Here is a 26,868-nt window from a genome sequence, read left to right as displayed (position 1 = left end):
CTAGCCGAAGCTTTCAGAAAAGTGAAAGCGGATGGGGAAACAACAAAAGATCAGCCTGAACTGAAAAGCCCGCCGACTTTCGTCGGCGGGCTCTGCATCACTTGCCCTTGAGCATGTGTCCACGCTCTTCGAGGTTGGTATGCCAATCCATCGCTTCGTGCAGCAGGTGTGGCGTCTGCCCACCCTTCTTACAAGCCGCATCGAAGTAAGCATTCAACGCATCGCGGTAGGACGGATGCACGCAGTTGTCGATGATCGCACGAGCACGCTCACGAGGCGCCAAGCCTCGCAGGTCAGCCAGGCCCTGCTCGGTTACCAGAATGCTGACATCGTGCTCGGTGTGGTCGACGTGCGCGACCATCGGAACCACGCTGGAGATATTGCCGCCCTTGGCGATCGACTTGGTGACGAAGATGGCCATATGCGCATTACGGGCGAAGTCACCCGAACCGCCGATGCCATTCATCATCTTGGTGCCGCCAACGTGAGTCGAGTTGACGTTGCCGTAGATGTCGAATTCGAGTGCGGTGTTGATGCCGATGATGCCGATACGACGCACCAGCTCCGGATGGTTGGAAATCTCCTGGGGACGCAGAACTAGCTTGTCCTTGTATTTTTCCAGATTGCCAAACACGCGGCTGTTGCAGCGCTCGGACAGGGTGATGGAACAACCGGAAGCAAAGACCATCTTGCCCGCGTCGATCAGATCAAAGGTGGAGTCCTGCAGCACCTCGGAGTACATCACCAGATTTTCGAACGGCGAATCGATCAGGCCGCACATTACGGCATTGGCGATGTTGCCGATACCGGCCTGCAGCGGGCCGAGACTGTTGCTTAGACGACCTGCATCGACTTCCTTCTTGAAGAAGTGGATCAGGTGATTTGCGATGGCCTGAGTCTCGTCGTCCGGCGGCGTGACAGTGGAATAGGAATCAGGCTGATCCGTGACAACGATAGCGGCGATCTTCGCCGGGTCGATCGGGATGGCGCCGGTGCCGATACGATCATCAACTTTCAGCAGCGGGATCGGCTGGCGATTCGGGCGCTCACCCGGGATGTAGATGTCGTGCAGACCTTCGAGATTCGGGTTGTGTGCCATGTTCAGCTCGATGATCACCTTGTCGGCAAACAGAGCCAGGTTGGCAGAGTTGCCCACCGACGTGGTCGGCACGATGTGACCATCTTCTGTGATCGCAACGGCCTCGATAATTGCGAGGTCGGGCTTCTTGATCTGGTGGTTACGCATTTGCTCAACGGTGTGCGACAGATGCTGGTCGATGAACATGACCTCGCCCGCGTTGATCGCCTTGCGCAGCGCTGCGTCCGCCTGGAACGGCATACGACGGGCCAGCAGGCCAGCCTCAGCCATCAGCCCGTCCAGATCGTTGCCAAGGCTGGCACCGGTGATCAGGCTGATTTTCAGCGGATTTTCCTTGGCACGCTTGATCAGCGCCATGGGAACGGCCTTGGCTTCACCGGCACGGGTAAAACCGCTCATGCCGACAGTCATACCGTCGAGCACATGAGTAGCGGCCTCGTCGGCGCTCATGACCTTGCTATGCAGGGAGGACAAGCGGATGCGATCAGAATACATTTGAGCCTCGAACCACTGAGAAATCGGAAGATGGCAGTCTAGTACGTTTAAAGACGCTCGGGTCACATACCAAGGTCGTAGAGGAACTGACCTTAATAACCGTGTCGCACGCTTGGTCTTATAGCTTTATAAACTGCGGATATAAAAAAGCCGGATGACCTTTCGGCCTCCGGCTTTTTCGTTCCCTAGGGAATTTGGTGGGTCGTGTGGGATTCGAACCTACGACCAATTGGTTAAAAGCCAACTGCTCTACCAACTGAGCTAACGACCCGATGCGGGGCGCATGATACTGATTTGATTGAGTAAATCAAGTTTTTTTTGAATCACTTGTAGCGTGTAGGGTCAGGGACACCAGCTTCGCTGAAGCCGGCTGCACGTAATCGGCAGCTGTCGCACTTGCCACACGCGCGCCCATCTTCGTCTGCCTGATAGCAGGAAACGGTCATGCTGTAGTCGACACCTAATCGCTCGCCAGCTTGGATGATCTCCCCTTTGCTTAGGTCCTGCAGCGGGGCATGAATGGAAAACCCGCGCCCTTCTACACCCGCCTTGGTGGCGAGATTGGCCAGCCGCTCAAAAGCCTCGACAAACTCCGGACGACAATCTGGATAGCCTGAGTAGTCGACTGCATTCACACCAATGAAAATATCCCGGGCGCCCAGCACCTCAGCCCAACCCAATGCCAGCGAAAGAAACAGGGTGTTGCGTGCCGGCACGTAGGTGACAGGTATTCCTTCTCCTAGCTCTTCAGGCACGGCGATACTGCTATCTGTCAAAGCCGATCCGCCAATCCCGTTAAGATTCATACCAATCACTTTGTGCTCAACTACGCCCAAGTGCTGAGCCACCCGCTCCGCAGCCTGCAGCTCTGCGCGATGACGCTGGCCATAATCGAAACTCATGCTGTAGCAGGCATAACCGTCAGCTTTGGCCATCGCGACCACGGTCGCCGAATCGAGCCCGCCGGACAAAAGGATTACAGCTTTCTTGGAAGTCATAGTTAAAGCCCGTCGAAAACCTTTGCGACCAGTCAATGCCCAGCCGCATCGTTCCAGAGAATTTTGTGCAGCTGCAACTGCAGACGCACCGGAAGGTTGTCGGCGACAATCCAGTCGGCCAGCGCCCGCGCCTCTACCTGCCCATGGCTGGGTGAAAAAAGCACTTCACCCGCCCGCGTTTCTAGTCTGTACTCGATCAGCTTGGTCACTGCCCAATCGTAGTCTTCACGCGAGCAGATCACGAACTTGACTTGGTCATTGCGCGTTAGATGACCGATGTTCTCGTAGCGGTTGCGTGCCACTTCTGCCGAGCCTGGCGTTTTCAGGTCTACCACCCGACTTACCCGCACGTCAGTCGCCGAGATATCCAAAGCGCCACTGGTTTCCAGAGAAACTTCGTAGCCGGCGTCACATAAATGCCTAAGCAATGGTATGCAGTTCGGCTGGGCCAGTGGTTCACCACCCGTGACGCAAACGTACCGCGGCCGATACGCGGCGACGCGTGCCAAAATGGCATCGAACGGTATGACCTCGCCGCCGCCGAAGGCATAGGCAGTATCGCAGTACTGACAGCGCAGCGGGCAGCCGGTCAGGCGGACGAACACAGTGGGCAGGCCAGTGGTGCGCGTCTCGCCCTGCAGCGAATGGAAAATCTCGGTGATTCGCAAGGTATGGTGCATATCAGCCACGGGCGTAACGGCTAAACAGGCCATCCGCCTCCGTTGCGGGAAGGGGCCGCGATTCTAACGAAAAAACCCGCCGGAGGGGCGGGTTTGAAGCAGAAGCAAGGGATGGCCTATCGATTCAGTTGACGCTGAGCCAACTGCGCAGCTGAGCTGTTCGGATAATCGGCAATGACCTGCCGAAGAATCCCGTTGGCCTTGTCACGGTTACCCATACGCAACTCGACATCCGCAAGTTTGTACAGCGAATCGGGCACCTTGTTGTGCTGAGGATACGCCTGGCTGACCTTGGCGAATGCCTGTCCGGCACCTTGCAGATCACCTTTGGCGAGATTCACTTCACCCAACCAATATTGAGCATTACCCGCATAGGGACTACTGGGGTACTTGCGCAGGAAAGCGGCAAATGCCTGACTGGCTTTGTCGAAATCCTTTGCTTTGATCAGATCGAATGCGGCGTCGTAATAAAGCTTTTCCTTTTCAGGATCAGCTGACTGACTGCTCGCCGTTTGCGCTGTTGAGGTGCCTGTGGGCGCCTGCGCGGCCCCGCTAGCGTCAATTGCGCCAGCGGTCGAAGAATTCTGGCTGGTCGATCCACCCGAAGAGGCAGCCGACAAGCGACGGTCTAAATCTTGATATCGCTCCAGCCCTTCCTGTTTCAGGCGCTGGATGTCGTTCTGTTGCACTTCGAGCATGCCGCGCAATTGCGCAATCTCTTCCTGCATTTGCTGCAACTGCACGAAGAGCATGCCCTGCGCCGAAGACGGAGCTGACGCTCCGCCCCCGGCATAGGCACCGCCAGTATCCGCCCCGGTTGAATAGCCCGACCCAGCCGCACCACTTTGGTTTTGCGAGTCGTAGTCCACTACCGGAACCTGGGCCGCCGCAAACAGCGGCAGTCCAAGTGCAAAAAGCGTCAGAGCATAACGGTGCTTGAGCATGGTTTATTACTTACGCAGTTCAACGCGACGGTTCTGAGCCCAGGACTGCTCGTCGTTGCCCATAGCAACCGGACGCTCCTCACCGTAGGAAACCAGTTCCAGCTGTGCAGGCGATACGCCCTGCAGAACCAGATAACGCTGAACAGCCTTGGAACGACGCTCGCCCAGAGCCATGTTGTACTCACGAGTACCACGCTCGTCAGTGTGGCCTTCCAGAACAACGCGGTTGCCAGCGGACTTCAGATCCTTGGCATGAACGTCCAGCGCGCGCATGGCTTCCGGCTTCAGGTCCGAGCTGTCGTATTCGAAATAGAAAGTAGTGATAGCGCGCAGAGCAGCTTCTTCGCTCATGCTGCCGTCAACGGCACCACTGTCGGCACCATAACCAGCGTTCGGATCAATGGCAGAGGAACCTTCGCCAGAATCGTCGCCGCCCTTGGACGAACAACCAACAGCTACGGCCATAGCCAGAGCCAGCGCAGCGAACTTACCGAATTTCAGCATTTCCATGTGTAACAACCCCAGGTGTGTTTTGGTTAGATAAAGCGTTGATACCGCATCAGTTCAGGTAAGGGGACCACGATGGCTCACGGACTTCGCCTTGAGCAGTAGGAAGCGGGAGCCTAACTCGACCATTGATTGATACGAGCATCAAGACTCCCCGGCCCTGCTGGCGGGTCGCGTAGACTAGCATGGTGCCATTAGGCGCAACAGTGGGCGACTCATCTAAACTTGTCTCGGAGAGGATGCGCAGATTCCCACGCTGCAGGTCTTGCGCCGCCACCTTGAAGTTCGTGTAACCCTCCTGACGATGGATCATGACCAGCGTCTTCTCATCGGCCGACAACTTAGGGTTAGCGTTGTAGTTGCCCACAAAGGTAACGCGCTCGGCGTTATTGGTGCCAAGACGCTGCTTGTAGATCTGCGGCTTGCCGGCGCGGTCTGAGGTGAAATAGATGGTTTGGCCATCAGCACCCCAGAATGGCTCCGTGTCGATCGCATAATGGTCAGTCAGACGCTGCAACTGACGCGAGCCGAGGTCCATCACATAGATCTCGGGATTGCCGTCCTTCGACAACACGAATGCCAGGCGATTGCCATCCGGCGAAAATGCTGGCGCACCGTTAAGCCCCTCGAAATTGGTGATCTGTTCGCGACGACCGGTATCGATGTGCTGCATGAAGATGCGCGGACGCTTCTGCTCAAATGAAACGTAGGCGATACGGCGTCCGTCCGGCGAATAACGTGGGGAAAGGATGGGCTCTCGGGATTGCAGCAAGGTCACCGCCCGAGCACCGTCGTAGTCGGAGCGTTGCAGGGTATAGCGAGTATTGGCGCCACCAAGACGCTCGACTGTGACATACAGCAGACGGGTCGAGAATGCGCCTTTGATGCCCGTGAGCTTTTCGAAAGCCTGATCGGACGCGTAGTGCGCCATGTCCCGCAGTTGGTCTTGAGAACCACCGACAGTGCCAGTCAGGATCTGCTGTTCGGTGGCTACGTTGTACACCTCGTAGCGGATCTGCAGCTTGCCGGCAGCCGGAGTGATACTACCGACCATGACGTACTGCGCGCCGAGCGCCTTCCAGTCCCGAAAGATGATCTCAGTGCCACGAGTGGGCAGACTGATCATGTTCTGCTTGGGAATCGGCTGGAAGATTCCGGAATTGCGCATGTCATTGCCGATTATCTCGGCCATGTCTTCAGGCAGGACAGTCCCACCCTGCCAGCCGAACGGCACCACCGCGATCGGGATCGCCCGGTCCGCGCCGCTGGTAACAACGATGTTCTTCTCCTGGGCTGTGGCATTACCCAGCACAAACAAGAGAAGAACGATGAAACCTCGAAGGTAATTGATCACAACGCTAGATCCTCAGGCGTAAACGTCATCGTGAACGAACGATACGGCTGAAAATCCTGAGCAGAGAGCCCCTGCATCTCGGTCAGCCGACCGATATTCTTTACTGCCGCTACTGCGGAGCTGTCGAACGGTGCATCGCCACTGGAACGTGAAACAGTCGCAGCGGTAATGGTGCCGTCCGGCAGCATGTTGACTCGTAGCGTTACCGACATGTTATTTCGCGCCGACGGTGGCCGAGTCCAGTTTTCAGCAGCCCGCATGCGAATCAGATCATCAAAATTCCCCGCGGTCTGGTCGCCCTGTGTATCGGCCATCGCCTGCTGTCGTTCCGTATCATCCGAAAGTAGCTCGGCCAATGCTTGTGCCTTTTTGTCTTCAGCAGCCTTTCGGGCAGCCTCGGCTGCGGCTTTTTTCTTCGCCTCCTCGGCGGCCTTCTTCTTTGCTGCCTCAGCAGCCGCTTTTTTCTTCGCCTCTTCTGCGGCTTTCTTTTTCGCCGCTTCGGCAGCGGCCTTCTTTTTCGCTTCCTCGGCGGCTTTTTTCTTCTGCACTTCTTCGGCCGCTTTTTTCTTGGCTATCTCCGCCTGCTTCAGCTGCTCGGCTTTTTTTGCTTCATCTGCCTTCTTGGCTTCGGCGGCTTTCTTCACTGCATCAGCCTTGGCTGTCTCGGCCTTTCGAGCCTCATCAGCCTTTTTTTGTTCCGCAGCTTTTGCGGCCGCCTGTTTTTGCTGTTCGACCTTACGCTGCTCCAGCTGCTCGGCTTCATACTGCTTAGCAGCGGTCTTCTGCGCTTCGCCCGCAATTTTCTGGTTCGTTTGTACTTTGGCCTGGCTCTGGGATTTGAGCTGATACAGGGTGGCCTGGACGATAGGCTTGGACGGCGGAAGCTCCGGCGTCATGGCGAAGCTAACGAAGAGCATCCCAAAAATTATGACATGCAGGCCCACCGCCAAAATGGTGGGCCAGTAGAGACTCTCAGAGCGCGAACGATCCGGCTGTTGCATCAAGGCGCCTCGGTAATCAGGCCGACGTTACCCACGCCCGCTTCCTGCAGCCCGCCCATCGCCGCCATTACCGAACCGTAATCCACGGCTTTATCGCCTCGCACGAAGACCTGGATCTGCTTACCCTGACTGCGGTTCTGGTTCATGATCGCGGTGACCGCCTTGGTCATTTCTTCTAGCGTTAGCGCCTTGTCCTGGACGGTATCGGTATCGACCTCGCTGCCAATGTTCCAGTAATAGGTCTTGTCAGCCTTGATCGAAATCGTCAGCACCTGCGCATCGTTATCCTGGGGCAGCACTTCGCTACTGACCTTTGGCAGGTCGACCTTCACACCCTGGTTGAGCATTGGGGCGGTCACCATGAAGATCACTAGCAGTACCAACATCACGTCGATGTACGGCACCACGTTCATCTCGGCGACGGGTTTGCGTCTGTTGCGAATTCTTGCCATGGCCAGCGGGCCTCAATCTTCGGAGGTATGAACTTTGCGATGGAGGATCGCCTGGAACTCGTCGGCAAAGGTGTAATAACGACCGATGAGCATCTCGCCACGCGCCGCGAAGCGGTTGTAAGCGATGACCGCTGGAATTGCCGCAAAAAGCCCGATTGCCGTGGCAATCAGTGCTTCGGCGATACCAGGCGCAACGGTGGCTAGAGTGGCTTGCTGAACCTGCGCCAGCCCGCGGAAGGAGTTCATGATGCCCCACACGGTACCGAACAGGCCGATATAAGGGCTAGTCGAACCAACGGTTGCCAGGAACGGCAGGCCCTGCTCGAGCTTTTCTTCTTCGCGAGAGATGGCCACTCGCATCGCACGATTCACACCATCCATAACCGCGTCCGGATCGACGCCCTGCTGCTGACGCAGGCGGGAAAACTCTTTGAAACCTGCCCGAAAAATCTGTTCGACGCCCGAGTCCGGGTCCGGATTGCTTCCGGCCTGCCGGTAAAGCTTGGACAGGTCGATGCCCGACCAGAAACGCTCCTCAAAAGCGTCCAGCGCCCGCTTGGCGGCTCGGATCATGTTGCCGCGCTGAAAAATCAAGATCCATGAAGTCACCGAGGCGCCTACCAGGATCAGCATGACCAGTTGAACCACAAAGCTGGCGTTGCTGATCAGGCTCCACATGGACATATGATCGACGTTGGATTCCACGCTTACTCTCCTGCTGGGGGTAGACCCGACCCGACGAAAGCGACACGAAGCAGCTCGGGAATGGGACGGGGTTTCAAACTCTCGGTGCGCACACAGGCCACCACGAACTGCCCTTCACAGAGCAGCACATCATCGTCAGCTCGCCGCACCTGCTGCTTGAAACGCAGGCTTGCACGCTTCACCTCGACCACTTCGGCTGTTACCAGCAACTCATCGTCCAGACGCGCCGGGGCGTGGTAACGCGCTTCACTCGAATGCACGACGAAAAGCAGGTCTTCACCAACCAGCTGCGACTGGGCAAAACCCAGGCTACGCAACCGCTCGGTACGGGCCCGCTCCATGAACTTTAGGTAATTGACGTAGTAAACGATGCCACCCGCATCGGTATCTTCGTAATACACGCGACAGCGATGGGAGAACAATTGAGCTTGTGATTCCGCGCGCATACTAGTGCCAGGCCCTGCAATTGCCAATCGGGTAAAACAAAGAAATTTTCGTCACTCTGTGTCGCCACCGAAAAGGTCGGGAGTCGGCGTATCTCCCAAACGTTTTGGCAGATTCAAACCAAAATGCAGATAGGCGTGACGCGTGACGACGCGCCCCCTCGGGGTGCGCATGATGTAACCCTGCTGGATCAGATAGGGCTCAAGCACATCCTCGATGGTGTGACGTTCTTCGCTGATAGCAGCTGCGAGGCTGTCGATGCCAACCGGACCGCCATCGAACTTCTCGATCAGCGTTAGCAGCAAACGGCGATCCTGGTGATCCAGACCGCGCTCATCGACATCGAGCATGTTCAGCGCGAGGTCTGCGGTAGTGCGGCTGATTTCGCCATTACCACGCACTTCGGCGAAGTCACGCACCCGACGGAGCAGGCGATTGGCAATACGCGGCGTACCACGGGCGCGACGGGCGATTTCGACCGCCCCTTCCGCCTCGATAGGTAGACCGAGGATTCCGGCTGATCGAGTTACGATCGTTGCCAGGTCAGCCGTCGAGTAGAATTCGAGACGCTGGACGATACCGAAACGGTCGCGCAGCGGATTGGTGAGCATGCCGGCCCGCGTCGTCGCGCCAACCAGCGTAAACGGTGGTAAGTCGAGTTTAATCGAGCGTGCCGCGGGGCCCTCACCAATCATGATGTCGAGCTGAAAATCCTCCATCGCGGGATAAAGCACTTCCTCCACGATTGGTGACAGTCGATGGATCTCGTCGACGAAGAGGACATCACCCTCTTCCAGGTTCGTCAGCAACGCCGCAAGATCGCCCGGCCGTTCCAGCACGGGGCCTGAGGTGCTTTTGATCGAGACACCCATTTCCTGGGCGATGATGTTAGCCAGCGTGGTCTTACCCAGCCCTGGCGGACCAAAGATAAGCGTGTGATCCAGCGGTTCTTTGCGCCCACGCGCCGCACGGATGAAGAGATCCATCTGCTCGCGCACCACCGGCTGACCAATATATTCAGCAAGACTCAGCGGGCGGATGGCGCGGTCGAACTGCTCCTCGCGGTCCCGACCGGTGGCAGTTATCAGACGATCAGCTTCGATCATAACCGCTCACCCTTGCTGAGCTCCGAATCAGGCAGAGCGCAGATGGATTGCGAGATCAGACACCACACGGGCAACTCGCCGCGGTCGCAGGGAAGCGAATAACGCTGCCCCCCCAACGTGACGAGCAACTCAGCAAAAAAAGCTCGAGCAACCACGTTAGACCATTCCCTTCAGTGCACGGCGGATTAGGTCTTCACTGCTCAAATCGTCTTCCTGTACGGCGGCTACGGCACGGCTCGCCTCTTGCGGCTTGAAGCCAAGGGAGATCAGCGCGCTGACGGCATCACTCTCGGCGCTTGAGACTGCCACAGCCCCCCGAGGTTCCGCCACCAAGGTAGCGATGGACGGCATGGTCTCCCAGGCCTTGAAGCGATCCTTCAGCTCGACCAACAGTCGCTCGGCGGTCTTCTTGCCGACTCCGGGGATTTTGACCAGCACCGAAGTGTCCTGCGCCTGGACACAACGTACCAGTTCATCCACCTCAAGGCCGGACATAAGGGCCAAGGCAAGCTTAGGCCCGACACCATTCAGCCGAATCAGCTCCCGAAACAGTTCGCGATCGCGCTTTTCGGCAAAACCGTAGAGCAGATGCGCATCTTCACGCACCACCAGATGGGTGTGAAGCGTGACTGGCTCACCCACCGAAGGCAGGCGATACAGTGTAGTCATGGGTACTTCGAGCTCGTAGCCGATGCCGTTGACATCGAGAATCAGATGAGGCGGTTGCTTTTCCGCCAAGGTACCGCGCAAGCGTCCAATCACGTTGATACATCCTCGTTCAATCGATCTTTAGCCGATCGGATTGCTCATACAACCTTCAAACAACACCGGTGAACTCAGCTACAGCCGCAGGCGCCCGCCTCTTCGCTTAGCACCGGCAAGACCGTGTGGAATCAGGCTCTGACGATGATGTGCATGACACAGGGCAATGGCCAGAGCGTCAGATGCGTCGATTTGCGGTTTTTGCGTCAATTTCAGCAGATGCATCACCATCATCTGCACCTGCTGCTTATCCGCCCCGCCAGTTCCTGCAATCGCTTGTTTAACTTGCGTGGCGGTGTACTCAGATATCTCTAACCCGTGCTCAGCGGCCGCTACGATTGCAGCCCCTCGCGCCTGCCCCAACTTCAATGCGGAGTCGGCGTTGCGCGCCATGAACACCTGCTCGATGCCCATCGTCACAGGACCATGGAGCCTAATGACTTCGCTGACGCCGCAGAATACCGCCTGCAAGCGCGCCGAAAGCTCACCGCTGCCGGTCCGAATGCAGCCCGACGCTACATATTCGCAGCTGCGACCGTTATCCCGCACTACGCCGTAGCCGGTGATCCGTGAACCGGGGTCTATCCCCAGAATAAGCGTCATTCAGTCGCCATACTGTCTATTTATCCAGCCACCAGTATAAGGACGCCCCGTCGTGGCGACCAGCGACATCACGGGACACCAAGCTCAGCGCCAATAAAAAGCCGGAAGCACACTCGGTGACTTCCGGCTTTCTACTTAACGCAACGGATCAGTCCAGCTGTTCCATGATTTCATCTGGAATCTCAGCGTTATGGTAGACGTTCTGTACGTCATCCAGATCTTCTAGCGCATCAATCAGGCGAAGCACTTTCTGCGCAGTCTCGAGCTCAGTGACCGGCGCAGCGATCGACGGGATCATGGCGATGTCCGCCTCGTCACCCTTGAACCCGGCCGCACCCAGCGCCTCGTTGACGGCATGAAAATCTGTAAAGCTTGTAGACACCAGAGCCGAGCCGTCTTCGCCCATTTCCACATCGTCGGCGCCGGCTTCAAGCGCCGCCTCCATCAATGCGTCCTCTTCTACGCCCGTCGCAAAGCTGATCTGCCCCTTGCGATCGAACATGTAGGCCACCGACCCATCCGTGCCGAGGTTTCCGCCGTGCTTGCTGAAGGCATGACGCACCTCAGCTGCTGTACGGTTACGGTTGTCTGTCATGGCCTCGACAATGATGGCGACGCCGCTAGGCGCATAGCCTTCATAGGTCAACTCGACGACATTGTCGGCCTCGTTGTTGCCTGCGCCGCGCGCAATGGCACGGTCGATGACGTCCCGCGACATGTTCGCAACCAGTGCCTTGTCGACCGCCAAGCGCAGACGTGGATTGTCTGCGGGAATAGGCCCGCTCTTAGCGGCAACCGTCAGCTCGCGAATGAGCTTGGTGAAGATCTTGCCGCGCTTGGCGTCCTGACGCCCCTTGCGGTGCTTGATGTTGGCCCATTTGGAATGACCAGCCATTAACTGCCTCCCTTTCCGATCAACTTTTCATCTTGCTGAAACCAAGAGCCCAGGTTTCCCTGGGCTCTTGTGCCGTCATTCGGCTTTCGGCTGCTCGCGCAGGCGAATGTGCAATTCACGCAACGCCTTGCCATCCACGGCACCCGGCGCTTGGGTCATGACGTCTGCGGCGCTCTGTGTTTTCGGGAAAGCAATGACTTCACGAATCGACTGCGCGCCGGTCATCAGCATCACCAGGCGATCGAGGCCGAACGCCAGACCACCGTGCGGCGGCGCGCCAAATTTGAGCGCATCGAGCAAGAAGCCAAACTTTTCGTCCTGCTCTGCCTCGTCGATACCCAAAATGCGGAACACGGTCTGCTGCATTTCCTTGCGGTGAATACGGATCGAACCGCCGCCCAGCTCGGTGCCGTTAAGAACCATGTCGTACGCACGCGACAGCGCACCCGCCGGGTTGGCTTCCAGCTCCTTAGGCGTGCACTTGGGTGCGGTGAACGGATGATGCAGCGCGCTGAGCGAGCCGTCATCGTTCTCCTCGAACATCGGGAAGTCGACGACCCACATCGGCGCCCACTCGCAGGTCAACAGCTTCAAGTCATGACCAAGCTTGATGCGCAGCGCACCCAGCGCCTCGGATACGATCTTGGCCTTATCCGCACCAAAGAAGACGATGTCCCCGTCAACGGCACCAACGCGATCAAGGATCACGTTTAGCTTGTCTTCCGGAATGTTCTTCACGATGGGGGACTGCAGTCCCTCGACGCCTTTAGCGCGCTCGTTAACCTTAATGTACGCCAGCCCCTTGGCACCGTAGATGCCGACGAACTTGGTGTAGTCGTCGATCTGCTTGCGCGGCATGCTTGCACCGCCCGGTACCCGCAGCGCGGCGACGCGGCACTTGGGATCGTTCGCCGGCCCGCTGAATACCTTGAAATCAACCTGCTGCAACTGATCGGCCACGTCGACCAACTCCAGCGGAATACGCAAGTCCGGCTTGTCGGAGCCATAACGACGCATGGCTTCTTCGAACGGCATGTGCGGGAACTCGCCGAACTCGACGTCCAGTACTTCCTTGAACAGTTTGCGCACCATTCCCTCGGTGATTCCGATGATGTCGGACTCATCGAGGAAGCTGGTTTCGATGTCGATCTGGGTGAATTCTGGCTGACGATCGGCGCGAAGGTCCTCATCACGGAAACACTTGGCGATCTGGTAGTAACGGTCGAAACCCGCAACCATCAGCAGTTGCTTGAAGAGCTGTGGTGACTGAGGCAGCGCGAAGAAATTACCGGGATGGGTACGGCTAGGCACCAGGTAATCACGTGCACCCTCAGGGGTCGGGCGCCCGAGAATAGGCGTTTCAACGTCGAGAAAGCCATTTTCGTCTAGGTAACGACGGATGCTGGCAGTGATTCTCGAGCGCAGCTTGAGCTTCTCGGCCATTTCCGGACGACGAAGGTCGATGAAGCGATAGCGTAGGCGAGTTTCCTCACCTACGTCGCTGTATTCATTGAGGGGGAACGGCGGGGTTTCCGCCTCGTTCAGAACTTCAAGTTCGTAACCCAGTACTTCGATAGCGCCGGACGTCATGTTCGGGTTGACCGCACCGGCCGGGCGCAGGCGCACCTTGCCGGTAATCCTGATCACGTACTCGCTGCGCACCTTGTCTGCGGCAGCGAAAGTTTCGGCACGGTCGGGATCGAACACGACCTGAGCCAGGCCCTCACGGTCACGTACATCGAGGAAGATAACCCCGCCGTGGTCACGGCGACGGTGAACCCAGCCGCAAAGAGTGATTTCCTGGCCGTCCAGGCTTTCGTTCAACTGGCCGCAATAGTGGCTGCGCATCATGGTGAGGTTCGCTTCTCGTATCTTGGAAATTCGTTGGGTCGCTGGAATCGCGACTGTGCAGGCGGCTACCTAGTGGCGTCCCGCCCGGAATATCAATCGTCGGCAATGGAGGATCAAGCACCAGCACCGCAGCGCTTCCTCGCACGGCAAAACGAGCCGCCCGACACAAGCGCGGGATTATATCTGCATAATCATTTCAACGCAGCCGGCTGCCGATAGGGTCAAGCAATCAGGCCCATAACCATCCTTTTTGAACCGAAGCCGTCTTTGAGCCTTCGAACCCATATGCCGCCGCTGCCATCGCAGCACTTCACCAAAGACACTCCTTTTCTGGCATAAATGTCAGCGAATTCATCAAACAGGAGAAAACCATGGAAATCGACATTGGTATTGCTGAACAGGATCGCGCCGCAATTGCGGACGGTTTGTCCCGCCTGCTGGCCGATACCTACACCTTGTATCTGAAGACCCACAACTTCCACTGGAACGTGACAGGACCGATGTTCAACACCCTGCACACGATGTTCGAGACCCAGTACACCGAACTGGCGCTAGCTGTGGATGACATTGCCGAGCGGATCCGCGCACTGGGCTTTCCGGCGCCAGGTACGTATGCGGCCTACTCTAAGCTTTCGTCTATCAAGGAGCAGGAGGGAATTCCGGCCGCTGAAGAGATGATTAAACTACTGGTCGAAGGCCAGGAAGCCGTAGTCCGTACAGCACGTGGCATTTTCCCGCTGCTGGAAAAAGTCAGCGATGAGCCCACCGCTGACCTGTTGACTCAGCGCATGCAAATCCACGAGAAGACCGCTTGGATGCTGCGCAGCCTGCTGGCTGCCTGACCGCACTAGCGTCCTCGCTTACGAACGGGATAACTGTATTCGCGGCTATCCCGTTCCATCCGGCGCAAACTGGACCCTGACAAGCTAGACCTGACAAACCTCACCCCGACCGCTCCTCACCTAAACCGCAGCGAATTTTGCGTGGGCACGCTTTGCTGTTAAATTCGCGCGCGCCGCAGGCAGGGCACCATCAAATACGAGTGATCGCTTCACCCACACTCAGCGTCTCAATTTGCCCTACAGCCTGCCGCATTCTGTCGTGCTATTTAACTGTGAGTCATAAGAATGCTTAAGATCCTTCATGTGTTAACGGGCGTAGCCGCCTTGATATTGTCCTTCGTACCCAGCCTAACCGGCGCCGTGCCTCTGCTGGTCCAGCCTGCAGCCTTATGCCTGCTGCTTCTGGGACTGCTGAACGTGCAGTTCGCCGCCTCCATCCAACTGAACACCACTGGTCACAGTCACGGTCGTCCGATTCTGTTCGGCGCATCCGCGCTGCTGATCGCTGCAGTCGCCGTCCAGGCGGCCATCGTATTGATTCCTGTCGCCAGCTTCGCTGGCCAGCCGGCGACCCTTGCCAGTCTCATGCTCGCTTTCATTGCCGTACTGCTGCAACTGGCAACAAGCCAAACGAAAAGCGCAAGCGCCGGCGCCCACCGTGGCGCCAGCAAGGCCCGTAAGGTCCAACCTAGTCATGCCGCGACTCCAACCGCCGGACGCGAAACGGGTACCGTCAAGTGGTTCAACACCTCAAAGGGTTTTGGCTTCATTTCCCGTGACAGTGGCGACGATGTATTTGTCCACTTCCGGGCGATTCGAGGGGAAGGTCATCGGGTGCTGGTTGAAGGCCAACGCGTCGAATTTACGATCATGATGCGTGATAAAGGCCTCCAGGCCGAAGACGTAGTCGCCGACCCGATCAACCAATGATCCCAGCGCAGGGTGCTACGCCACCCTGCCGTCAATACACCCCGCCGCCTTATCAGTAATGCGGAGGGGGCGCCTCATCTCCCTCGCCTTCCATCCTGCTTTGCAGATCTTCCTGCCGTCTTGCGAGCAAACCTAGCTGTGCCTGCAGTCTGTCGACTGTGCGCTGCTGTGCGACCAGCACATCATTAAGGGTCTGGATAGTATCGTCCTGAAAAGCTAGGCGCGCTTCCAAATCGGTGATGCGTTGTTCCAAGTCCATTATCTACCCCCCTCGAACAGAAAGCCGTCGGTGAGCACCAGCTCCAACTTCTGCTTGATCGCGGCTAGCTGCGCTTCGCTGTAAGGCTTGGCCGACTGAAATCCCCACACCGGGGCCGGCCAGGCAGCATCGTCCCGCCGCCGGGCAATCACATGCACATGCAACTGGCTCACGACATTGCCCAGTGTTGCCACATTCATCTTGTCCGCGCCAAAGGTGTCTTTGACTATTTCCGCCAGGGCCGTCGCCTCTCGCCACAACAGTTGCTGATCGGCCGGATCCAGCTGGAACAGCTCACTGACCTCCTCCCGACGGGGCACCAGAATGAACCATGGATAACTGGCATCATCCATTAAAAGCAACCGGCATAACGGAAAGTTGCCCAGCGTCACCGTGTCCTGCTGCAAGCGTTCATCGAGAACGAACATAAAGGTCTCCTTTGCCTAATTTGATGTCGGCGCCAGCTAAGCTTTGCCTGGTCGTTTGCGGCAGGATACTCCAGCACTCGAAAGGGGATCAGCAAAGCAACGCGCACCAGCGAGGTGCAGCAGGTTCCCACTCAGCCCTGCTTTAGCGCGAGCGGCAACATGCATCGACTCGAATCGTCGCAAAAAATCAGTAAATGAGTTTTGTGCACGGTTATTGCTTTGGACAAAAAAGCTGCATGGACGGGGGAAGAAAATCATAAATAGCTGAGTTAAGCTTGCTCGCGCTAGTTTACCCAGCTACACAGTAATTCTCGGAAATACATTCCAGGCTTGCTGCAGGTCACGACCAGCTAGGCAAACGAAGGACTCAATTGAGCTTGTATACCGAAAATAAAGATGCCTCTTTCCGGCGCACGCAGGAAAGCAAGCACCAATTTGAAACCAAAGGAGCAATCACGATGAAAGTGATGAAGTGGAGCGTTATCGCCATGGCCGTTGCGGCCGGCACGTCGCAAATGGCGCTGGCGTCCAGCCAGTCCGAATCGGAAGGCTTTGTCGAAGGCAGCAGCCTGACGATTCTGAACCGTAACCTGTATATGAACCGTGATTTCCGTGATAACGGTGCCGGTGGTACTCCTGCAGTCAATGGTCAGAGCTATCGCGAAGAGTGGGGCCACGGTTTCATCGGCACCTTCGAATCCGGCTTCACCCAAGGCACCGTAGGTGTAGGTGTCGATGCGATCGGTCTTCTTGGCGTTAAACTGGACACCGGCCGCGGCCGTCAGGGCAACGGCATATTCCCAGCAGTACAAGGCGACGAGCACGTTGCCGATGACTATTCCCAAGCTGGCGCGGCCGTGAAATTCCGCGTATCCAACACCGTCCTGAAATACGGCACGCAGTTTGTCGCCGTGCCTGTTTTCTCGACAGACGACAGCCGTCTGCTTCCTGAAACAGCCGAGGGCGGCCTCATTTCCAGCAGTGAAATCGAAGGCTTGGAGCTGAATGCAGGTCGCTTCACCGCGCTGAGCGCTCAACGCGAATCCAGCCATGACGCTTTGGGACTAGACGAAATCATCTTCGTCGGTGGTACTTACGCGTTCGGCGATAACCTAAGCACTTCGCTGTATTACTCCGACTTGCAAGACGCTTTCGAGAAATACTACGGCAACGTCAACTACAACATGGATCTGGGCGGCGAACAGTCGCTTGCGTTCGATTTTAATATTTACCAAAGCGAGTATGAGTCGGAGTACGTCGGCACTGCCAACGACGAAGACAACACTATCTGGAGCCTTGCTGGTACCTATGCGTTCGATGCGCATAAATTAACCGTTGCTTACCAGCAGTCGCATGGCGGTGTTGACGGTGTTGGCTACATCTACGGCGATGACGGCGGCGGTACCGTCTGGCTGGCTAACTCGATTCAGTATTCCGACTTCAACGGCGAAGACGAGAAATCCTGGCAAGCTCGCTACGACCTGAACATGGCTAGTTATGGTGTCCCGGGCCTGAGCTTCATGACCCGTTACGCGCAAGGCTGGGACATCTCCACAGCTACTGGCGAAGGTAAGGAACGCGAGTGGGACGTTGAAGCCAAGTACGTCGTACAGGACGGTGCAGCGAAAGATCTTTCGCTCCGCCTCCGTCACGCCAAGTACTGGTCCGACAGCGACTACGCCCCTGTTAACGGCACCGACCTGACCGACCTCCGCCTGATCGTCGAGTACCCGCTGAGCATCCTGTAATACAGGCCCATGAGCTGTAACTCGAGCTAAACAAGAAGCCCGGCACTCGCCGGGCTTCTTCATTCTTGCAGACGCACGCCATCGGAACGATTCTGTACGCCAGAGTATCGCCACCGTACAATGCCGAGCCAAATTCTACGCTCTGCAAGGACACAACGGCCCACATGCGCACCAGTCAGTTCCTGCTCTCGACCCTTAAAGAAACCCCTTCTGACGCCGTTGTCATCAGCCATCAGCTGATGCTGCGTGCCGGGATGATCCGCAAGCTGGCGTCCGGCCTCTATACCTGGATGCCGATGGGGCTGCGCGCGCTACGCAAGGCCGAGGCTATCGTTCGCGAAGAAATGAACAAGACCGGCGCGCTGGAAGTATTGATGCCAGGGATACAGCCTGCTGAACTCTGGCAGGAAACCGGCCGTTGGGAGCAGTACGGTCCAGAGCTACTGCGTCTGAAAGACCGTCATGACCGCGAATTCTGTGTTGGCCCGACTCATGAAGAGATCATCACCGACCTGGCGCGCAATGAGCTGAACAGCTACAAGCAACTGCCGATCAACTTCTACCAAATACAGACCAAGTTTCGCGATGAAATCCGTCCTCGCTTCGGCCTGATGCGCGGGCGCGAATTCATCATGAAGGACGCCTATTCGTTCCATGCTGACCAACAGTCACTGCAGGAAACGTATGACCGGATGCATGAGGCGTACTGCAAGATTTTCACGCGACTGGGATTGAATTTCCGACCTGTCCAGGCGGATACCGGCTCTATTGGCGGCACGGGCTCGCATGAGTTTCATGTACTGGCCGAGTCCGGTGAAGACGATATCGCATTCAGCGACAGCTCCGATTACGCGGCTAACATCGAGAAGGCCGAGGCGATCCCCCGCGAGACTGAGCGCGGCTCTGCGACCGAAGAGCTCCGCCTGGTAGATACCCCTAACTGCAAGACCATTGCTGCACTGGTCGAGCAGTTCCAGCTGCCTATTGAAAAAACGATCAAAACCCTGCTTGTGCGGAGCATTGAGAAGGACCAACTGGTTGCACTGATCGTTCGTGGTGACCATGAACTGAACGAGATCAAGGCGGCGAACCTGCCTCAGGTCGCACAACCGCTGGTATTCGCGACCGAAGCGGAAATCCGCGCGATTATGGGTGCCGGTCCTGGCTCGCTAGGCCCGCTGAACTTGCCGATCAGCTGCGTCATTGATCGTTCTGTGGCGCTAATGAGCGATTTCGTGGCGGGAGCCAACCAGGAGGACAAGCACTACTTCGGCGTCAATTGGGAGCGTGACCTGCCGCTACCTGAGGTGGCGGACCTGCGCAACGTAGTTGCAGGCGACCCAAGCCCAGATGGCGTCGGCACGCTGATCATCAAGCGCGGCATCGAAGTCGGGCACATCTTCCAGCTGGGTACCAAGTACAGCCAGGCGATGAATTGCAGCGTGATGGGTGAAAACGGCAAGCCTGTAATTCTGACCATGGGCTGCTACGGCATCGGCGTGTCCCGTGTCGTCGCGGCCGCCATCGAGCAGAACTACGATGAGCGCGGCATTATCTGGCCCGAGGCCCTCGCCCCGTTCCAGATCGCGCTGGTCCCGATGAAGTACGAAAACCAGGCCGTCCGCGAAGCAACCGATAAGCTCTACGAGGAACTCACCGCTGCTGGCTACGACGTTCTCCTCGACGACCGTGACAAAAAGACCAGTCCAGGCGTCAAATTTGCCGATATGGAGTTGGTAGGAATACCGCATCGCATCGTTGTAGGCGACCGCGGGCTTGCCGATGGCACTCTGGAATACAAGCATCGCCGCGATGCCGAAAGCCAGGCCATCCCTACTGCCGACATTCTCGAATTCATCAATTCCCGCGCCAGCCGCTGACGGAAATCATGCTCAACCGAAGTGCTTCAACTTGCGCCATGCTCTGCATGGCGCTTTTTGTGGGTGGCTGCGCCAATCAGCTGCCTCAACGTAGCGAACAAGAAGCCCGTACCGAACGCAAACTGCTCGACCACAGTCTGCGCATTGAGGTGGGCGCGCCATTGCTCGAGCTGCCACAGCGACGTATCCGCGTACTCGACCAGAAGACCTTCGAAGTCACCGACTTCGAGGTGACACGCCGCTATGATCGCTATACACCCTATCAACCCTGGCGCGAGCTATACGAAATTCCGCTGGGCGCTGTTGCGGTGGTCGCAGGTATTGGCGCCAATGTGCTCAATGTAGTGTTGCTCGGCAACCTACCGGAAAGCGCCACTCGCGACTGGATCAGCTACGGTTTTGCGGGCCTCAATCCGTTCGTTAATGTTGAGTCCAACGGCCGTTCGCAGCAGAACCTTGCCAGCCTCGACGAGCAGCGACGCGACGCCCGGCTCGAGTACTCCAGCCTCCCTTGGGCTGAGCGCTCGGTGCAGGTCGTTGCGGCCAACGAAACGCACGAACTGAGCACCGATCGCAACGGCGTGCTGCGCCTGAATCTACTTGATGGCCCCTTCGCCGATCAGGACATCAGCCAGGTCGGCAAGCTTCAGCTACGGGTCGAAGACCCGCAGGACGGCACCCGAGCTGACGCCACGCTTCTTGTCAGTCGCGCCTTGCGTGGCAAGCTTCTCGAAGCGCACGACCTGATCTTCGATGACCTCGAAGGTGACGATGTCAATCAATGGGTGCATCGCGTCAAGCGGCTTTCAGAGCTTGGTCTCGAGGAGGAAGCCAGCGAGCTTGAACAGAGCTTGATTGAGCTGACCCGCAACGACCCAGATTTGCAGCAGGAGTTTCTCCGGAGCCTGATGCAGGATGCCGGTCGCCAGGCACACGATCCAGGCGAAGGCGACTAGGCCGCGTCATGAAGCCGCTCCGACTCCTGTGGCTGTTAATGCTGGTGGTTGCCTGGCCAGTCGCTGCGACTGTTCGCCAGGCACCCGAGCCGGAGCTTCGCGAACTGATGCAGCGAACCGTAGCAGAAGCTGAGAGCTTTCAGGATCGCTTTGACGCAGAAGTCTGGCTGCTCGATATGTCGACCCGCCTCAAGCGCTACGTTCCCGACCCGCAGGAGCGGCTGACATTACTGCGGTTGGTTCATCAGGAGGCCAGCAAAGCAGCGCTCAAACCAGACATTGTGCTGGCTTTGATCCATGCGGAAAGTCACTTCGACCGTTTCGCCATCTCCAGCGTCGGCGCGCAAGGCATGATGCAGGTAATGCCCTTCTGGAAAGCCGAACTGGGTCGGCCGCAAGACAACCTGACCGACAACGCCACCAACCTTCGCTACGGCTGCACCATCCTCAGCTACTACCTGAAGAAGGAAAATGGTGACATCAACCGAGCGCTGGCACGCTATAACGGTAGCCTCGGCAAACATCACTACCCAGCAAAGGTCATCGGCTTCTGGCAGGATTTCTGGTACGTCAAGCCTTGACGACGGGCGCCAGCGCCCGAATAGTCACTACCCCTCGCTCCGTAGTTTATCCAGCCTGGCGAGCAGCCCTTCCGCCGTTTGCTCACCCACCAGACTCTCGCGGACTTCCCCGCCAGCATCGACAATATAGGTGACCGGCAGCACTGCACTGCGTGGCAGGCCCAACCGCTCCGCCGGATCGACGCTGAGCACCCTGAAATTGATGTTCAACTGCTTGGCCGCAGCGACCAGCTCGTCGCCTTGCAGCCCGTCGAAATTCACGCCCAGTACCGTGATGTCGTCCCGCGACTGGTCCAGTGCGTTCAGTTCGGGAATTTCGGTTCGGCAAGGGCCGCACCATTCGGCCCAGTAATTGATCAGCAGCCACTGCCCGTCGAGCTGCTGCGCAGTGACATTAGCGCCGTGCTGGTCCGCCCCCCAATCCTCACCACAGCCCACCAGCATCAAGCAGGCGAAGGCACCAAGCAATCCGCTGAGTCCTCTGTTCATGTTCGTTTTCCTTGCGATGCTGAGTATCGGCTCGTTCAGACGCGCTGCGACTGCAGCCAATCCGCGACGCTACCACCAAACAGGCTGGCCTGCTCGCGCTGAAGCAGCTCCATGGATTGACGCAGCGTTGGGTACCAGGGCTCATCCAGATGCTCCGGTAGCGCCTGCTTACCCGAGAGAGGCCAGGGGTTGGAGCGCAACAGCTGATCGAAGCTGTAGCTGTTGAGATCGCGACAGAGCACCCAACCGGAAGAGCCGGTCCGACAAACAAGCTGCTCCCGCTCGAAGAACTCGAGGATCTCATCCCATTCGTCCTCCGGCAGCTTCCAGCCGCTTCGGTGGGCATCGCGTAAACGCACCTCTCGCCCGGCCTGCTGACTTTCGTAAAGCACGCGCAACAACCCGAGCATGACCAGCAGCCGCGGTACCGAGCGGCGTCGCCATTGCTGTGACGATGACAATCCGCAGACCAGTTCCGCCCCGAACAATACGATCATCCAGGACAGATAGACCCACAGCAGAAACAGCGGCACTGCGGCAAACGCCCCGTAGATCAATTGATAGCTGGGGAAATAGCTGACATACAAACCGAACAATTGCTTCGCCGTTTCGAAAAGCACAGCGGTAAACGTCCCACCTACCAATGCATGCCGCAGCGGCACTCGAGTGTTCGGCACAGCTGCATAGATCAATGTGAATGCCGCGACACTGAGCAACAGGGGCATCGCTTTTAAAACGGTGCGCGCGCCAATCAGCGCATGCGGGCCCGATATCAGCGACAACGAGGTGATATAGGTGCTCATGGCAAACCCCGCACCCAACAGCAACGGGCCGAGACTAAGGATCGCCCAGTACAACAGAAAGCTTGAGATCCCACGGCGCGGTTGGCGCACGCGCCAGATAACGTTGAACGCCTTTTCGATGGTCAAAAGCATCATCAGCGCGGTTGCCATCAGAAACCCCACACCGAACCAGGTCAGCTGCCTCGCCTGATCAGTGAAGGCGACCAGATAGTCCTGAATGGTAGCGCCCGTGGAAGGAATGAAGTTGCTGAAGATATATATCTGGATTTGCTCACCGATCCCCTGAAACGCAGGAATGGCGGAAAGCATGGCGAACGTCACCGTCATCATCGGCACCACCGCGAACAGGGTGGTATAGGTCAATGCGGCAGCGCTGTGTGGGCCGCGATCCGCGAGGAAGCGCTGCACCAAGAAACGACCGAACTCCACAAAATCCTTGATCCGCTGTTGCATTCAATCCCCTCGGTGTCAGTCGCGATCGCCGAAACCCGGTTACCCGCAGGCCTGTAGCAAGTAAAAGCCTACCTTGGCAGACAGCCCTCCGCGACCACCGTTTCAAGCGCCACAGCTTTGAGGGTTAGAATGGCCACCTAAATTGGCGCGAAGCAACCCAAATGACCGAATTGATCCTTTACCACAACCCACGCTGTTCGAAATCACGAATTGCCCTGGAACTGCTCGAACAACGCGGCCTCTCCCCTTCCGTCATCCGGTATCTCGAAACGCCTCCGTCGGCTGCAGAGCTCAAGCAGATACTTGCCAAGCTGGGCATCAGCCCACGCCAGCTGCTGCGCAGCGGCGAGGAAGAGTACAGAACCCTGAACCTCGCCGACCCGACGCTCACTGATGGGCAGATCATCGACGCCATGGTCGCTCACCCTAAACTTATCGAACGGCCGATACTGGTAGCCGGTGATGTGGCGGTGATCGGACGACCGCCGGAAAAGGTACTGGAGATCCTGCCATGAGTGCACCGTACGTCCTTGTGCTGTATTACAGCCGTCACGGCGCCACTGCGGAAATGGCCCGGCAAATTGCCCGAGGCGTCGAGCAGGCAGGGCTTGAGGCACGATTGCGCACCGTACCGGCCGTGTCTGCCGAATGCGAGACGGTTGCGCCTGCGATTCCCGAGCATGGCGCCATTTACGCAACGCTGGATGACCTGAAACATTGCTCCGGCCTCGCTCTTGGTAGCCCGACCCGCTTCGGCAACATGGCCGCTCCGCTGAAATACTTTCTCGACGGCACCAGCGGACTCTGGCTGACCGGCGAACTGGTCGGTAAACCTGCTGGCGTGTTTACCTCGACCTCCAGCTTGCATGGCGGTCAGGAGACCACGTTGCTGTCCATGCTGTTACCCCTACTGCACCACGGCATGTTGCTGCTCGGCCTGCCGTACAGCCAAAACGCCTTGCTTGAAACTCGTGGCGGCGGCACCCCCTACGGCCCCAGTCACCATGCCGGAGCAGATGGCAAGCGTGCATTAGATGAGCATGAAATCAGTCTTTGCCGCGCACTAGGCCAACGCCTCGCGGAAACCGCCAAGCGTCTGGAGAATAACCGTGGCTAGAAAGCCGAAACCCCTGCCGTCGCTCGAATGGCTGACGCCACGGGTAAAACTCAGCCGCGCGATCAGCCTGGCCAGTTTCATTGGGCTGGCCGTGCTATTGGTCGTCTGGAACCTGGCATTTGCCGACCTGCACGGCGCGCGCACCTGGGTGGTGGTCAGCATTCAGCTGATTCCACTCCTTCTGGTGGCCCCTGGCATGATCTCCGGAAGCCCGCGCGCCCATGCCTGGACCTGTTTTATCGTCAACATCTACTTCATTCAAGGCGTGCTTGCCGCGATCAACCCGACCCGGATGGTTTACGGCTGGCTGGAAGCAACTATCAGCCTGACGCTCTTCATAAGCGCCCTGCTCTATACCCGTTGGGCTTATCAGTACGGTCGCAAAGCGGCTGGCGAAAGCTGAGACGAGCAGGAGGCACAGCGAGGCGAGGCGCCAGGTTCTCAGGTAACGTTGGACAGCGTCGGTGGGCTGAAGCCCACCCTACTCCAGCAGTTCAACCTACTCTCGGGTGAGCCGCATGACGACGTTTCGGTTCAGCTTGGCCGTACTGACCTGCAAAGCCGGGCCGACTCGACAGCCTGCTGCCAGCGTTCCTACCAGCCGAGCGTTTCCTTGAGAAACGGGATGGTCAGTTTCCGCTGCGCCTGTAGGGAGGCCTGATCGAGCCGGTCGAGTAACTCGAACAATGCGCTCATACTGCGGGCACCGCGAGTGAGGATGAAACGGCCGACATCGTCCGGCAGATTCAGACCGCGGCGCGATGCTCGAAGCTGCAAGGCGCGCAGCTTGTCCTCATCCGAGAGTTCCTGCAGTTGAAACACCAGCGATAGACTCAAACGGGACTTGAGATCTGGAAGCTGTACAGCGATCTCTCGCGGCGAGGCATCTGCGGCGAGCAGCAGGCGCCGACCGCTATCGCGAAGCCGATTGAACAGATGGAACAAGGCTTCTTCCCACACCGGATCGCCCGCTATGGCATCCAGATCATCCAGACAGACCAGCTCGCTCTGTTCCAGATCATCCAGAAGCGCCGGGCCGTATTCCGCCACTTCCGCCAACGGCAGATACACGGCCAGTTCACCACGTTGTTCGACGCGCAAGCATGCAGCCTGAAGCAAATGACTGCGCCCGACGCCAGTACCGCCCCACAGATAGATCAATTCATCGGACCAACCAGCCGCAGGCGAACAGACTCGCTCGACATAGCCAAGCGCGGCCGCATTGGCGCCCGGGTAGAAGTTGGCAAAGGTGGCATCGTCACGAAGACGAATGCCCAGGGGAAGCTGAATGGGTTTCATGGTTGGCGGGGCGGGTCGACCGGCGGCTCTGCATAAAGATCCGAGAGTTTATAGAGATCATGCACATGGCGCAGCAGGACCATGATCACCGCCGCAACTGGCAATGCCAGGAGCACGCCGGTAAAACCAAACAGTTGCCCCCCAGCCAGCACCGCGAAGATCACCGCAACGGGGTGCAGGCCGATACGGTCACCCACCAACAGCGGGGTTAGCAGCATGCCTTCCATCATCTGCCCTACTGTGAACACCGCCGCGACGCCCAGCAGGGGATAGAGCTCCAGACCAAACTGGAACAGCACGGCAATCACTGCCGCGCCTATGCCCACCACGAACCCCATGTACGGCACGATGCTGGCTAGGCCAGCCAAGACACCGATCAACAGTCCCAATTCGACACCGACCAACATGAGACCAGCGGAATAGACGACAGCCAGCGCCAACATAACCAGCAGCTGTCCACGCAGAAAGGCGCCGATGACCTCGTGGCATTCGCGCATCAGCGCCATGACAGCATCCTCGCGCCGCCGCGGTAGAAGCGTGCGCAGTTTGGCCATGATCAGGTCCCAGTCCCGCAGTAAATAGAAACACACCACCGGCACCAGCAGGAGATTCGCCAGCCAGGCCAGCAAAGCGATGCTCGAAGCCGTAGCCTGACTGAGGATGATCGCTACCACGTCCTTGGTGCTGCCGAGATTGGCGGAAAACGCGCTCTTGAGCTGATCGACGCGCCAGAAATCCTCGTCGAGGCCAAACCGCGCTTGCACCCAGGGCAGCGCCGTAAGCTGCAGCCAGTCCAGGCCCAGCGGTGCAAGCTCATAGAGATGCATCAGCTGCTTGCCGAGCATCGGAACCAACACCAGCAGCAGCAACAGACACAGCAGTGTGAACAGTGTGAAAACCAGAATCACACCCCAGGTTCGGGACAGCTTCCAACGCTCCAGCCGGTCTACCAGTGGGTCGCCCAGATAAGCCAGCAGGATGCCGACCAGAAAAGGCGAAAGGATGGGTGATAGCTGATAGATCAACCAGCCAATCAAAAACAGCGCCACCAGCCATAGCCAGCGGTTGTTGTGGGTAATGGTCATGTTCTAAACGTCTTGTTTGGGTGATCTGAGGCCGCTGGCTACAGCAGGCGGAAGGGGAAATCGTGAATCGATGAGTGCCATGGGTGGCAAAGCCCACTCCGA

At 57.8% G+C, this 26,868-nt stretch carries 29 protein-coding genes, 1 tRNA gene and 2 pseudogenes; 10 read left to right on the top strand and 22 right to left on the bottom strand.

The features are described from left to right. Positions 1–97: 97 nt before the first annotated feature. From scpC to aspS, 16 genes are all read right to left on the bottom strand, one after another. Positions 98–1,594 carry a succinyl-CoA:acetate CoA-transferase ScpC gene (gene scpC / locus ACQKEK_RS03195; protein ID WP_128119378.1) on the bottom strand — a complete coding sequence of 499 codons (1,497 nt, stop codon included), beginning with the start codon at positions 1,592–1,594 and terminating at the stop codon, positions 98–100. Positions 1,595–1,789: 195 nt separating this feature from the next. After that, positions 1,790–1,865: transfer RNA gene (locus tag ACQKEK_RS03190), tRNA-Lys, on the bottom strand. A 52-nt stretch (positions 1,866–1,917) separates the two neighbouring features. Next, the gene (queC, locus tag ACQKEK_RS03185) at positions 1,918–2,592 is read right to left on the bottom strand and encodes a 7-cyano-7-deazaguanine synthase QueC (protein ID WP_128119379.1); all 675 of its coding nucleotides are present in this window, start codon (positions 2,590–2,592) and stop codon (positions 1,918–1,920) included. 32 nt (positions 2,593–2,624) lie between these two features. Next, positions 2,625–3,272 (bottom strand): 7-carboxy-7-deazaguanine synthase QueE, encoded by a 648-nt coding sequence (gene queE / locus ACQKEK_RS03180; RefSeq protein WP_499141344.1) that lies wholly within the window; start codon positions 3,270–3,272, stop codon positions 2,625–2,627. 116 nt (positions 3,273–3,388) lie between these two features. Then, a complete protein-coding gene (ybgF, locus tag ACQKEK_RS03175) occupies positions 3,389–4,216 on the bottom strand; it encodes a tol-pal system protein YbgF (RefSeq protein ID WP_499140989.1) in 828 nt (275 codons plus the stop codon). 6 nt (positions 4,217–4,222) lie between these two features. Then, entirely contained in the window at positions 4,223–4,726 is a 504-nt protein-coding gene (pal, locus tag ACQKEK_RS03170; protein ID WP_045428720.1) for a peptidoglycan-associated lipoprotein Pal, read from the bottom strand. 49 nt (positions 4,727–4,775) lie between these two features. Then, positions 4,776–6,053 carry a Tol-Pal system beta propeller repeat protein TolB gene (tolB, locus tag ACQKEK_RS03165; protein ID WP_499141343.1) on the bottom strand — a complete coding sequence of 426 codons (1,278 nt, stop codon included), beginning with the start codon at positions 6,051–6,053 and terminating at the stop codon, positions 4,776–4,778. Positions 6,054–6,073: 20 nt separating this feature from the next. Beyond that, complete coding sequence (tolA, locus tag ACQKEK_RS03160) at positions 6,074–7,078, bottom strand: cell envelope integrity protein TolA (RefSeq protein ID WP_499140988.1); 1,005 nt, start codon at positions 7,076–7,078, stop codon at positions 6,074–6,076. Further along, positions 7,078–7,530: a protein TolR gene (gene tolR, locus ACQKEK_RS03155; RefSeq protein ID WP_045428725.1), complete on the bottom strand. Its 453-nt coding sequence runs from the start codon at positions 7,528–7,530 to the stop codon at positions 7,078–7,080. Before tolR ends, tolA begins: the two co-directional genes overlap by 1 nt. Positions 7,531–7,542: 12 nt before the next feature. Then, positions 7,543–8,235 carry a protein TolQ gene (tolQ, locus tag ACQKEK_RS03150; RefSeq protein ID WP_045428727.1) on the bottom strand — a complete coding sequence of 231 codons (693 nt, stop codon included), beginning with the start codon at positions 8,233–8,235 and terminating at the stop codon, positions 7,543–7,545. A 2-nt stretch (positions 8,236–8,237) separates the two neighbouring features. Then, positions 8,238–8,681, bottom strand: coding sequence for a tol-pal system-associated acyl-CoA thioesterase (gene ybgC / locus ACQKEK_RS03145; RefSeq protein ID WP_045428729.1), 444 nt, complete (start codon positions 8,679–8,681; stop codon positions 8,238–8,240). A 51-nt stretch (positions 8,682–8,732) separates the two neighbouring features. Then, complete coding sequence (ruvB, locus tag ACQKEK_RS03140) at positions 8,733–9,785, bottom strand: Holliday junction branch migration DNA helicase RuvB (protein ID WP_499140987.1); 1,053 nt, start codon at positions 9,783–9,785, stop codon at positions 8,733–8,735. A gap of 156 nt (positions 9,786–9,941) precedes the next feature. Beyond that, complete coding sequence (gene ruvA / locus ACQKEK_RS03135; RefSeq protein WP_046161930.1) at positions 9,942–10,547, bottom strand: Holliday junction branch migration protein RuvA; 606 nt, start codon at positions 10,545–10,547, stop codon at positions 9,942–9,944. Between the two features lie 78 nt (positions 10,548–10,625). After that, positions 10,626–11,150: a crossover junction endodeoxyribonuclease RuvC gene (gene ruvC, locus ACQKEK_RS03130; protein WP_216706879.1), complete on the bottom strand. Its 525-nt coding sequence runs from the start codon at positions 11,148–11,150 to the stop codon at positions 10,626–10,628. Positions 11,151–11,298: 148 nt separating this feature from the next. Next, complete coding sequence (locus ACQKEK_RS03125; RefSeq protein ID WP_128119385.1) at positions 11,299–12,045, bottom strand: YebC/PmpR family DNA-binding transcriptional regulator; 747 nt, start codon at positions 12,043–12,045, stop codon at positions 11,299–11,301. Between the two features lie 75 nt (positions 12,046–12,120). Then, positions 12,121–13,896 (bottom strand): aspartate--tRNA ligase, encoded by a 1,776-nt coding sequence (gene aspS / locus ACQKEK_RS03120; RefSeq protein ID WP_499140986.1) that lies wholly within the window; start codon positions 13,894–13,896, stop codon positions 12,121–12,123. 371 nt (positions 13,897–14,267) lie between these two features. Between aspS and ACQKEK_RS03115 the strand changes: the two genes are divergently transcribed. From ACQKEK_RS03115 to ACQKEK_RS03105, 3 genes and pseudogenes are all read left to right on the top strand, one after another. Further along, a complete protein-coding gene (locus ACQKEK_RS03115) occupies positions 14,268–14,738 on the top strand; it encodes a Dps family protein (RefSeq protein ID WP_019342527.1) in 471 nt (156 codons plus the stop codon). Positions 14,739–15,023: 285 nt separating this feature from the next. After that, positions 15,024–15,299, top strand: a pseudogene (locus tag ACQKEK_RS03110) (cold shock domain-containing protein membrane protein); the annotation flags it as partial. Positions 15,300–15,449: 150 nt separating this feature from the next. Then, a pseudogene (locus tag ACQKEK_RS03105) lies at positions 15,450–15,668 on the top strand (cold-shock protein); the annotation flags it as partial. Between the two features lie 52 nt (positions 15,669–15,720). Here the strand turns inward: ACQKEK_RS03105 and ACQKEK_RS03100 are convergent. Both ACQKEK_RS03100 and ACQKEK_RS03095 read right to left on the bottom strand, forming a co-directional pair. Next, positions 15,721–15,927: a SlyX family protein gene (locus ACQKEK_RS03100; protein WP_128119388.1), complete on the bottom strand. Its 207-nt coding sequence runs from the start codon at positions 15,925–15,927 to the stop codon at positions 15,721–15,723. Further along, complete coding sequence (locus tag ACQKEK_RS03095; protein WP_499140985.1) at positions 15,927–16,355, bottom strand: HIT family protein; 429 nt, start codon at positions 16,353–16,355, stop codon at positions 15,927–15,929. Before ACQKEK_RS03095 ends, ACQKEK_RS03100 begins: the two co-directional genes overlap by 1 nt. Before the next feature lie 458 nt (positions 16,356–16,813). Between ACQKEK_RS03095 and ACQKEK_RS03090 the strand changes: the two genes are divergently transcribed. The 4 genes from ACQKEK_RS03090 (at position 16,814) to ACQKEK_RS03075 (ending at position 21,520) form a co-directional block, all read left to right on the top strand. Further along, positions 16,814–18,103: an OprD family porin gene (locus ACQKEK_RS03090; RefSeq protein WP_499140984.1), complete on the top strand. Its 1,290-nt coding sequence runs from the start codon at positions 16,814–16,816 to the stop codon at positions 18,101–18,103. Between the two features lie 164 nt (positions 18,104–18,267). Further along, positions 18,268–19,983, top strand: coding sequence for a proline--tRNA ligase (locus tag ACQKEK_RS03085; RefSeq protein ID WP_499140983.1), 1,716 nt, complete (start codon positions 18,268–18,270; stop codon positions 19,981–19,983). 8 nt (positions 19,984–19,991) lie between these two features. Beyond that, positions 19,992–20,939: a hypothetical protein gene (locus ACQKEK_RS03080; RefSeq protein ID WP_499140982.1), complete on the top strand. Its 948-nt coding sequence runs from the start codon at positions 19,992–19,994 to the stop codon at positions 20,937–20,939. A gap of 8 nt (positions 20,940–20,947) precedes the next feature. Next, on the top strand, positions 20,948–21,520 hold the full coding sequence (locus ACQKEK_RS03075; protein ID WP_128119392.1) for a lytic transglycosylase domain-containing protein: 573 nt from the start codon (positions 20,948–20,950) through the stop codon (positions 21,518–21,520). A 27-nt stretch (positions 21,521–21,547) separates the two neighbouring features. On the opposite strand, the gene ACQKEK_RS03070 is transcribed toward ACQKEK_RS03075, so the two are convergent. Both ACQKEK_RS03070 and ACQKEK_RS03065 read right to left on the bottom strand, forming a co-directional pair. Further along, entirely contained in the window at positions 21,548–22,009 is a 462-nt protein-coding gene (locus ACQKEK_RS03070) for a TlpA family protein disulfide reductase (RefSeq protein WP_128119393.1), read from the bottom strand. 35 nt (positions 22,010–22,044) lie between these two features. Next, positions 22,045–23,265: a virulence factor BrkB family protein gene (locus ACQKEK_RS03065; protein ID WP_045428756.1), complete on the bottom strand. Its 1,221-nt coding sequence runs from the start codon at positions 23,263–23,265 to the stop codon at positions 22,045–22,047. Between the two features lie 161 nt (positions 23,266–23,426). Here ACQKEK_RS03065 and arsC point away from each other — a divergent pair, with 161 nt between their 5' ends. Genes arsC through ACQKEK_RS03050 form a run of 3 tightly spaced genes read left to right on the top strand, consistent with a single transcriptional unit; the run spans position 23,427 to position 24,785 of the window. Continuing rightward, positions 23,427–23,780, top strand: coding sequence for an arsenate reductase (glutaredoxin) (gene arsC, locus ACQKEK_RS03060; RefSeq protein ID WP_499140981.1), 354 nt, complete (start codon positions 23,427–23,429; stop codon positions 23,778–23,780). Next, positions 23,777–24,382, top strand: coding sequence for an NAD(P)H:quinone oxidoreductase (gene wrbA / locus ACQKEK_RS03055; RefSeq protein ID WP_064481954.1), 606 nt, complete (start codon positions 23,777–23,779; stop codon positions 24,380–24,382). Before arsC ends, wrbA begins: the two co-directional genes overlap by 4 nt. Next, complete coding sequence (locus ACQKEK_RS03050) at positions 24,375–24,785, top strand: DUF2069 domain-containing protein (protein WP_499140980.1); 411 nt, start codon at positions 24,375–24,377, stop codon at positions 24,783–24,785. The genes wrbA and ACQKEK_RS03050 overlap by 8 nt, the downstream gene beginning before the upstream one ends. A 191-nt stretch (positions 24,786–24,976) precedes the next feature. Here ACQKEK_RS03050 and hda read toward each other — a convergent pair whose 3' ends face one another. Then, a complete protein-coding gene (gene hda, locus ACQKEK_RS03045) occupies positions 24,977–25,681 on the bottom strand; it encodes a DnaA regulatory inactivator Hda (RefSeq protein WP_045428765.1) in 705 nt (234 codons plus the stop codon). Next, positions 25,678–26,766, bottom strand: coding sequence for an AI-2E family transporter (locus tag ACQKEK_RS03040; protein ID WP_499140979.1), 1,089 nt, complete (start codon positions 26,764–26,766; stop codon positions 25,678–25,680). The genes hda and ACQKEK_RS03040 overlap by 4 nt, the downstream gene beginning before the upstream one ends. Positions 26,767–26,868 lie beyond the last annotated feature (102 nt).

Source organism: Pseudomonas sp. NPDC077408 (genome assembly GCF_050269105.1).
Lineage (GTDB): Bacteria > Pseudomonadota > Gammaproteobacteria > Pseudomonadales > Pseudomonadaceae > Stutzerimonas.
Note: the sequence above shows the minus strand (reverse complement) of the source record. Positions and strands in the feature narration are given on the sequence as shown.

What these genes read in the sequence shown, in the direction of transcription:
- scpC (WP_128119378.1), bottom strand. Translation starts at nt 1,594, where the DNA reads ATGTATTCTGATCGCATCCGCTTGTCCTCCCTGCATAGCAAGGTCATG.
- queC (WP_128119379.1), bottom strand. Translation starts at nt 2,592, where the DNA reads ATGACTTCCAAGAAAGCTGTAATCCTTTTGTCCGGCGGGCTCGATTCG.
- queE (WP_499141344.1), bottom strand. Translation starts at nt 3,272, where the DNA reads ATGCACCATACCTTGCGAATCACCGAGATTTTCCATTCGCTGCAGGGC.
- ybgF (WP_499140989.1), bottom strand. Translation starts at nt 4,216, where the DNA reads ATGCTCAAGCACCGTTATGCTCTGACGCTTTTTGCACTTGGACTGCCG.
- pal (WP_045428720.1), bottom strand. Translation starts at nt 4,726, where the DNA reads ATGGAAATGCTGAAATTCGGTAAGTTCGCTGCGCTGGCTCTGGCTATG.
- tolA (WP_499140988.1), bottom strand. Translation starts at nt 7,078, where the DNA reads ATGCAACAGCCGGATCGTTCGCGCTCTGAGAGTCTCTACTGGCCCACC.
- tolR (WP_045428725.1), bottom strand. Translation starts at nt 7,530, where the DNA reads ATGGCAAGAATTCGCAACAGACGCAAACCCGTCGCCGAGATGAACGTG.
- ybgC (WP_045428729.1), bottom strand. Translation starts at nt 8,681, where the DNA reads ATGCGCGCGGAATCACAAGCTCAATTGTTCTCCCATCGCTGTCGCGTG.
- ruvB (WP_499140987.1), bottom strand. Translation starts at nt 9,785, where the DNA reads ATGATCGAAGCTGATCGTCTGATAACTGCCACCGGTCGGGACCGCGAG.
- ruvC (WP_216706879.1), bottom strand. Translation starts at nt 11,150, where the DNA reads ATGACGCTTATTCTGGGGATAGACCCCGGTTCACGGATCACCGGCTAC.
- ACQKEK_RS03125 (WP_128119385.1), bottom strand. Translation starts at nt 12,045, where the DNA reads ATGGCTGGTCATTCCAAATGGGCCAACATCAAGCACCGCAAGGGGCGT.
- aspS (WP_499140986.1), bottom strand. Translation starts at nt 13,896, where the DNA reads ATGATGCGCAGCCACTATTGCGGCCAGTTGAACGAAAGCCTGGACGGC.
- ACQKEK_RS03115 (WP_019342527.1), top strand. Translation starts at nt 14,268, where the DNA reads ATGGAAATCGACATTGGTATTGCTGAACAGGATCGCGCCGCAATTGCG.
- ACQKEK_RS03100 (WP_128119388.1), bottom strand. Translation starts at nt 15,927, where the DNA reads ATGGACTTGGAACAACGCATCACCGATTTGGAAGCGCGCCTAGCTTTT.
- ACQKEK_RS03095 (WP_499140985.1), bottom strand. Translation starts at nt 16,355, where the DNA reads ATGTTCGTTCTCGATGAACGCTTGCAGCAGGACACGGTGACGCTGGGC.
- ACQKEK_RS03090 (WP_499140984.1), top strand. Translation starts at nt 16,814, where the DNA reads ATGAAAGTGATGAAGTGGAGCGTTATCGCCATGGCCGTTGCGGCCGGC.
- ACQKEK_RS03085 (WP_499140983.1), top strand. Translation starts at nt 18,268, where the DNA reads ATGCGCACCAGTCAGTTCCTGCTCTCGACCCTTAAAGAAACCCCTTCT.
- ACQKEK_RS03080 (WP_499140982.1), top strand. Translation starts at nt 19,992, where the DNA reads ATGCTCAACCGAAGTGCTTCAACTTGCGCCATGCTCTGCATGGCGCTT.
- ACQKEK_RS03075 (WP_128119392.1), top strand. Translation starts at nt 20,948, where the DNA reads ATGAAGCCGCTCCGACTCCTGTGGCTGTTAATGCTGGTGGTTGCCTGG.
- ACQKEK_RS03070 (WP_128119393.1), bottom strand. Translation starts at nt 22,009, where the DNA reads ATGAACAGAGGACTCAGCGGATTGCTTGGTGCCTTCGCCTGCTTGATG.
- ACQKEK_RS03065 (WP_045428756.1), bottom strand. Translation starts at nt 23,265, where the DNA reads ATGCAACAGCGGATCAAGGATTTTGTGGAGTTCGGTCGTTTCTTGGTG.
- arsC (WP_499140981.1), top strand. Translation starts at nt 23,427, where the DNA reads ATGACCGAATTGATCCTTTACCACAACCCACGCTGTTCGAAATCACGA.
- wrbA (WP_064481954.1), top strand. Translation starts at nt 23,777, where the DNA reads ATGAGTGCACCGTACGTCCTTGTGCTGTATTACAGCCGTCACGGCGCC.
- hda (WP_045428765.1), bottom strand. Translation starts at nt 25,681, where the DNA reads ATGAAACCCATTCAGCTTCCCCTGGGCATTCGTCTTCGTGACGATGCC.
- ACQKEK_RS03040 (WP_499140979.1), bottom strand. Translation starts at nt 26,766, where the DNA reads ATGACCATTACCCACAACAACCGCTGGCTATGGCTGGTGGCGCTGTTT.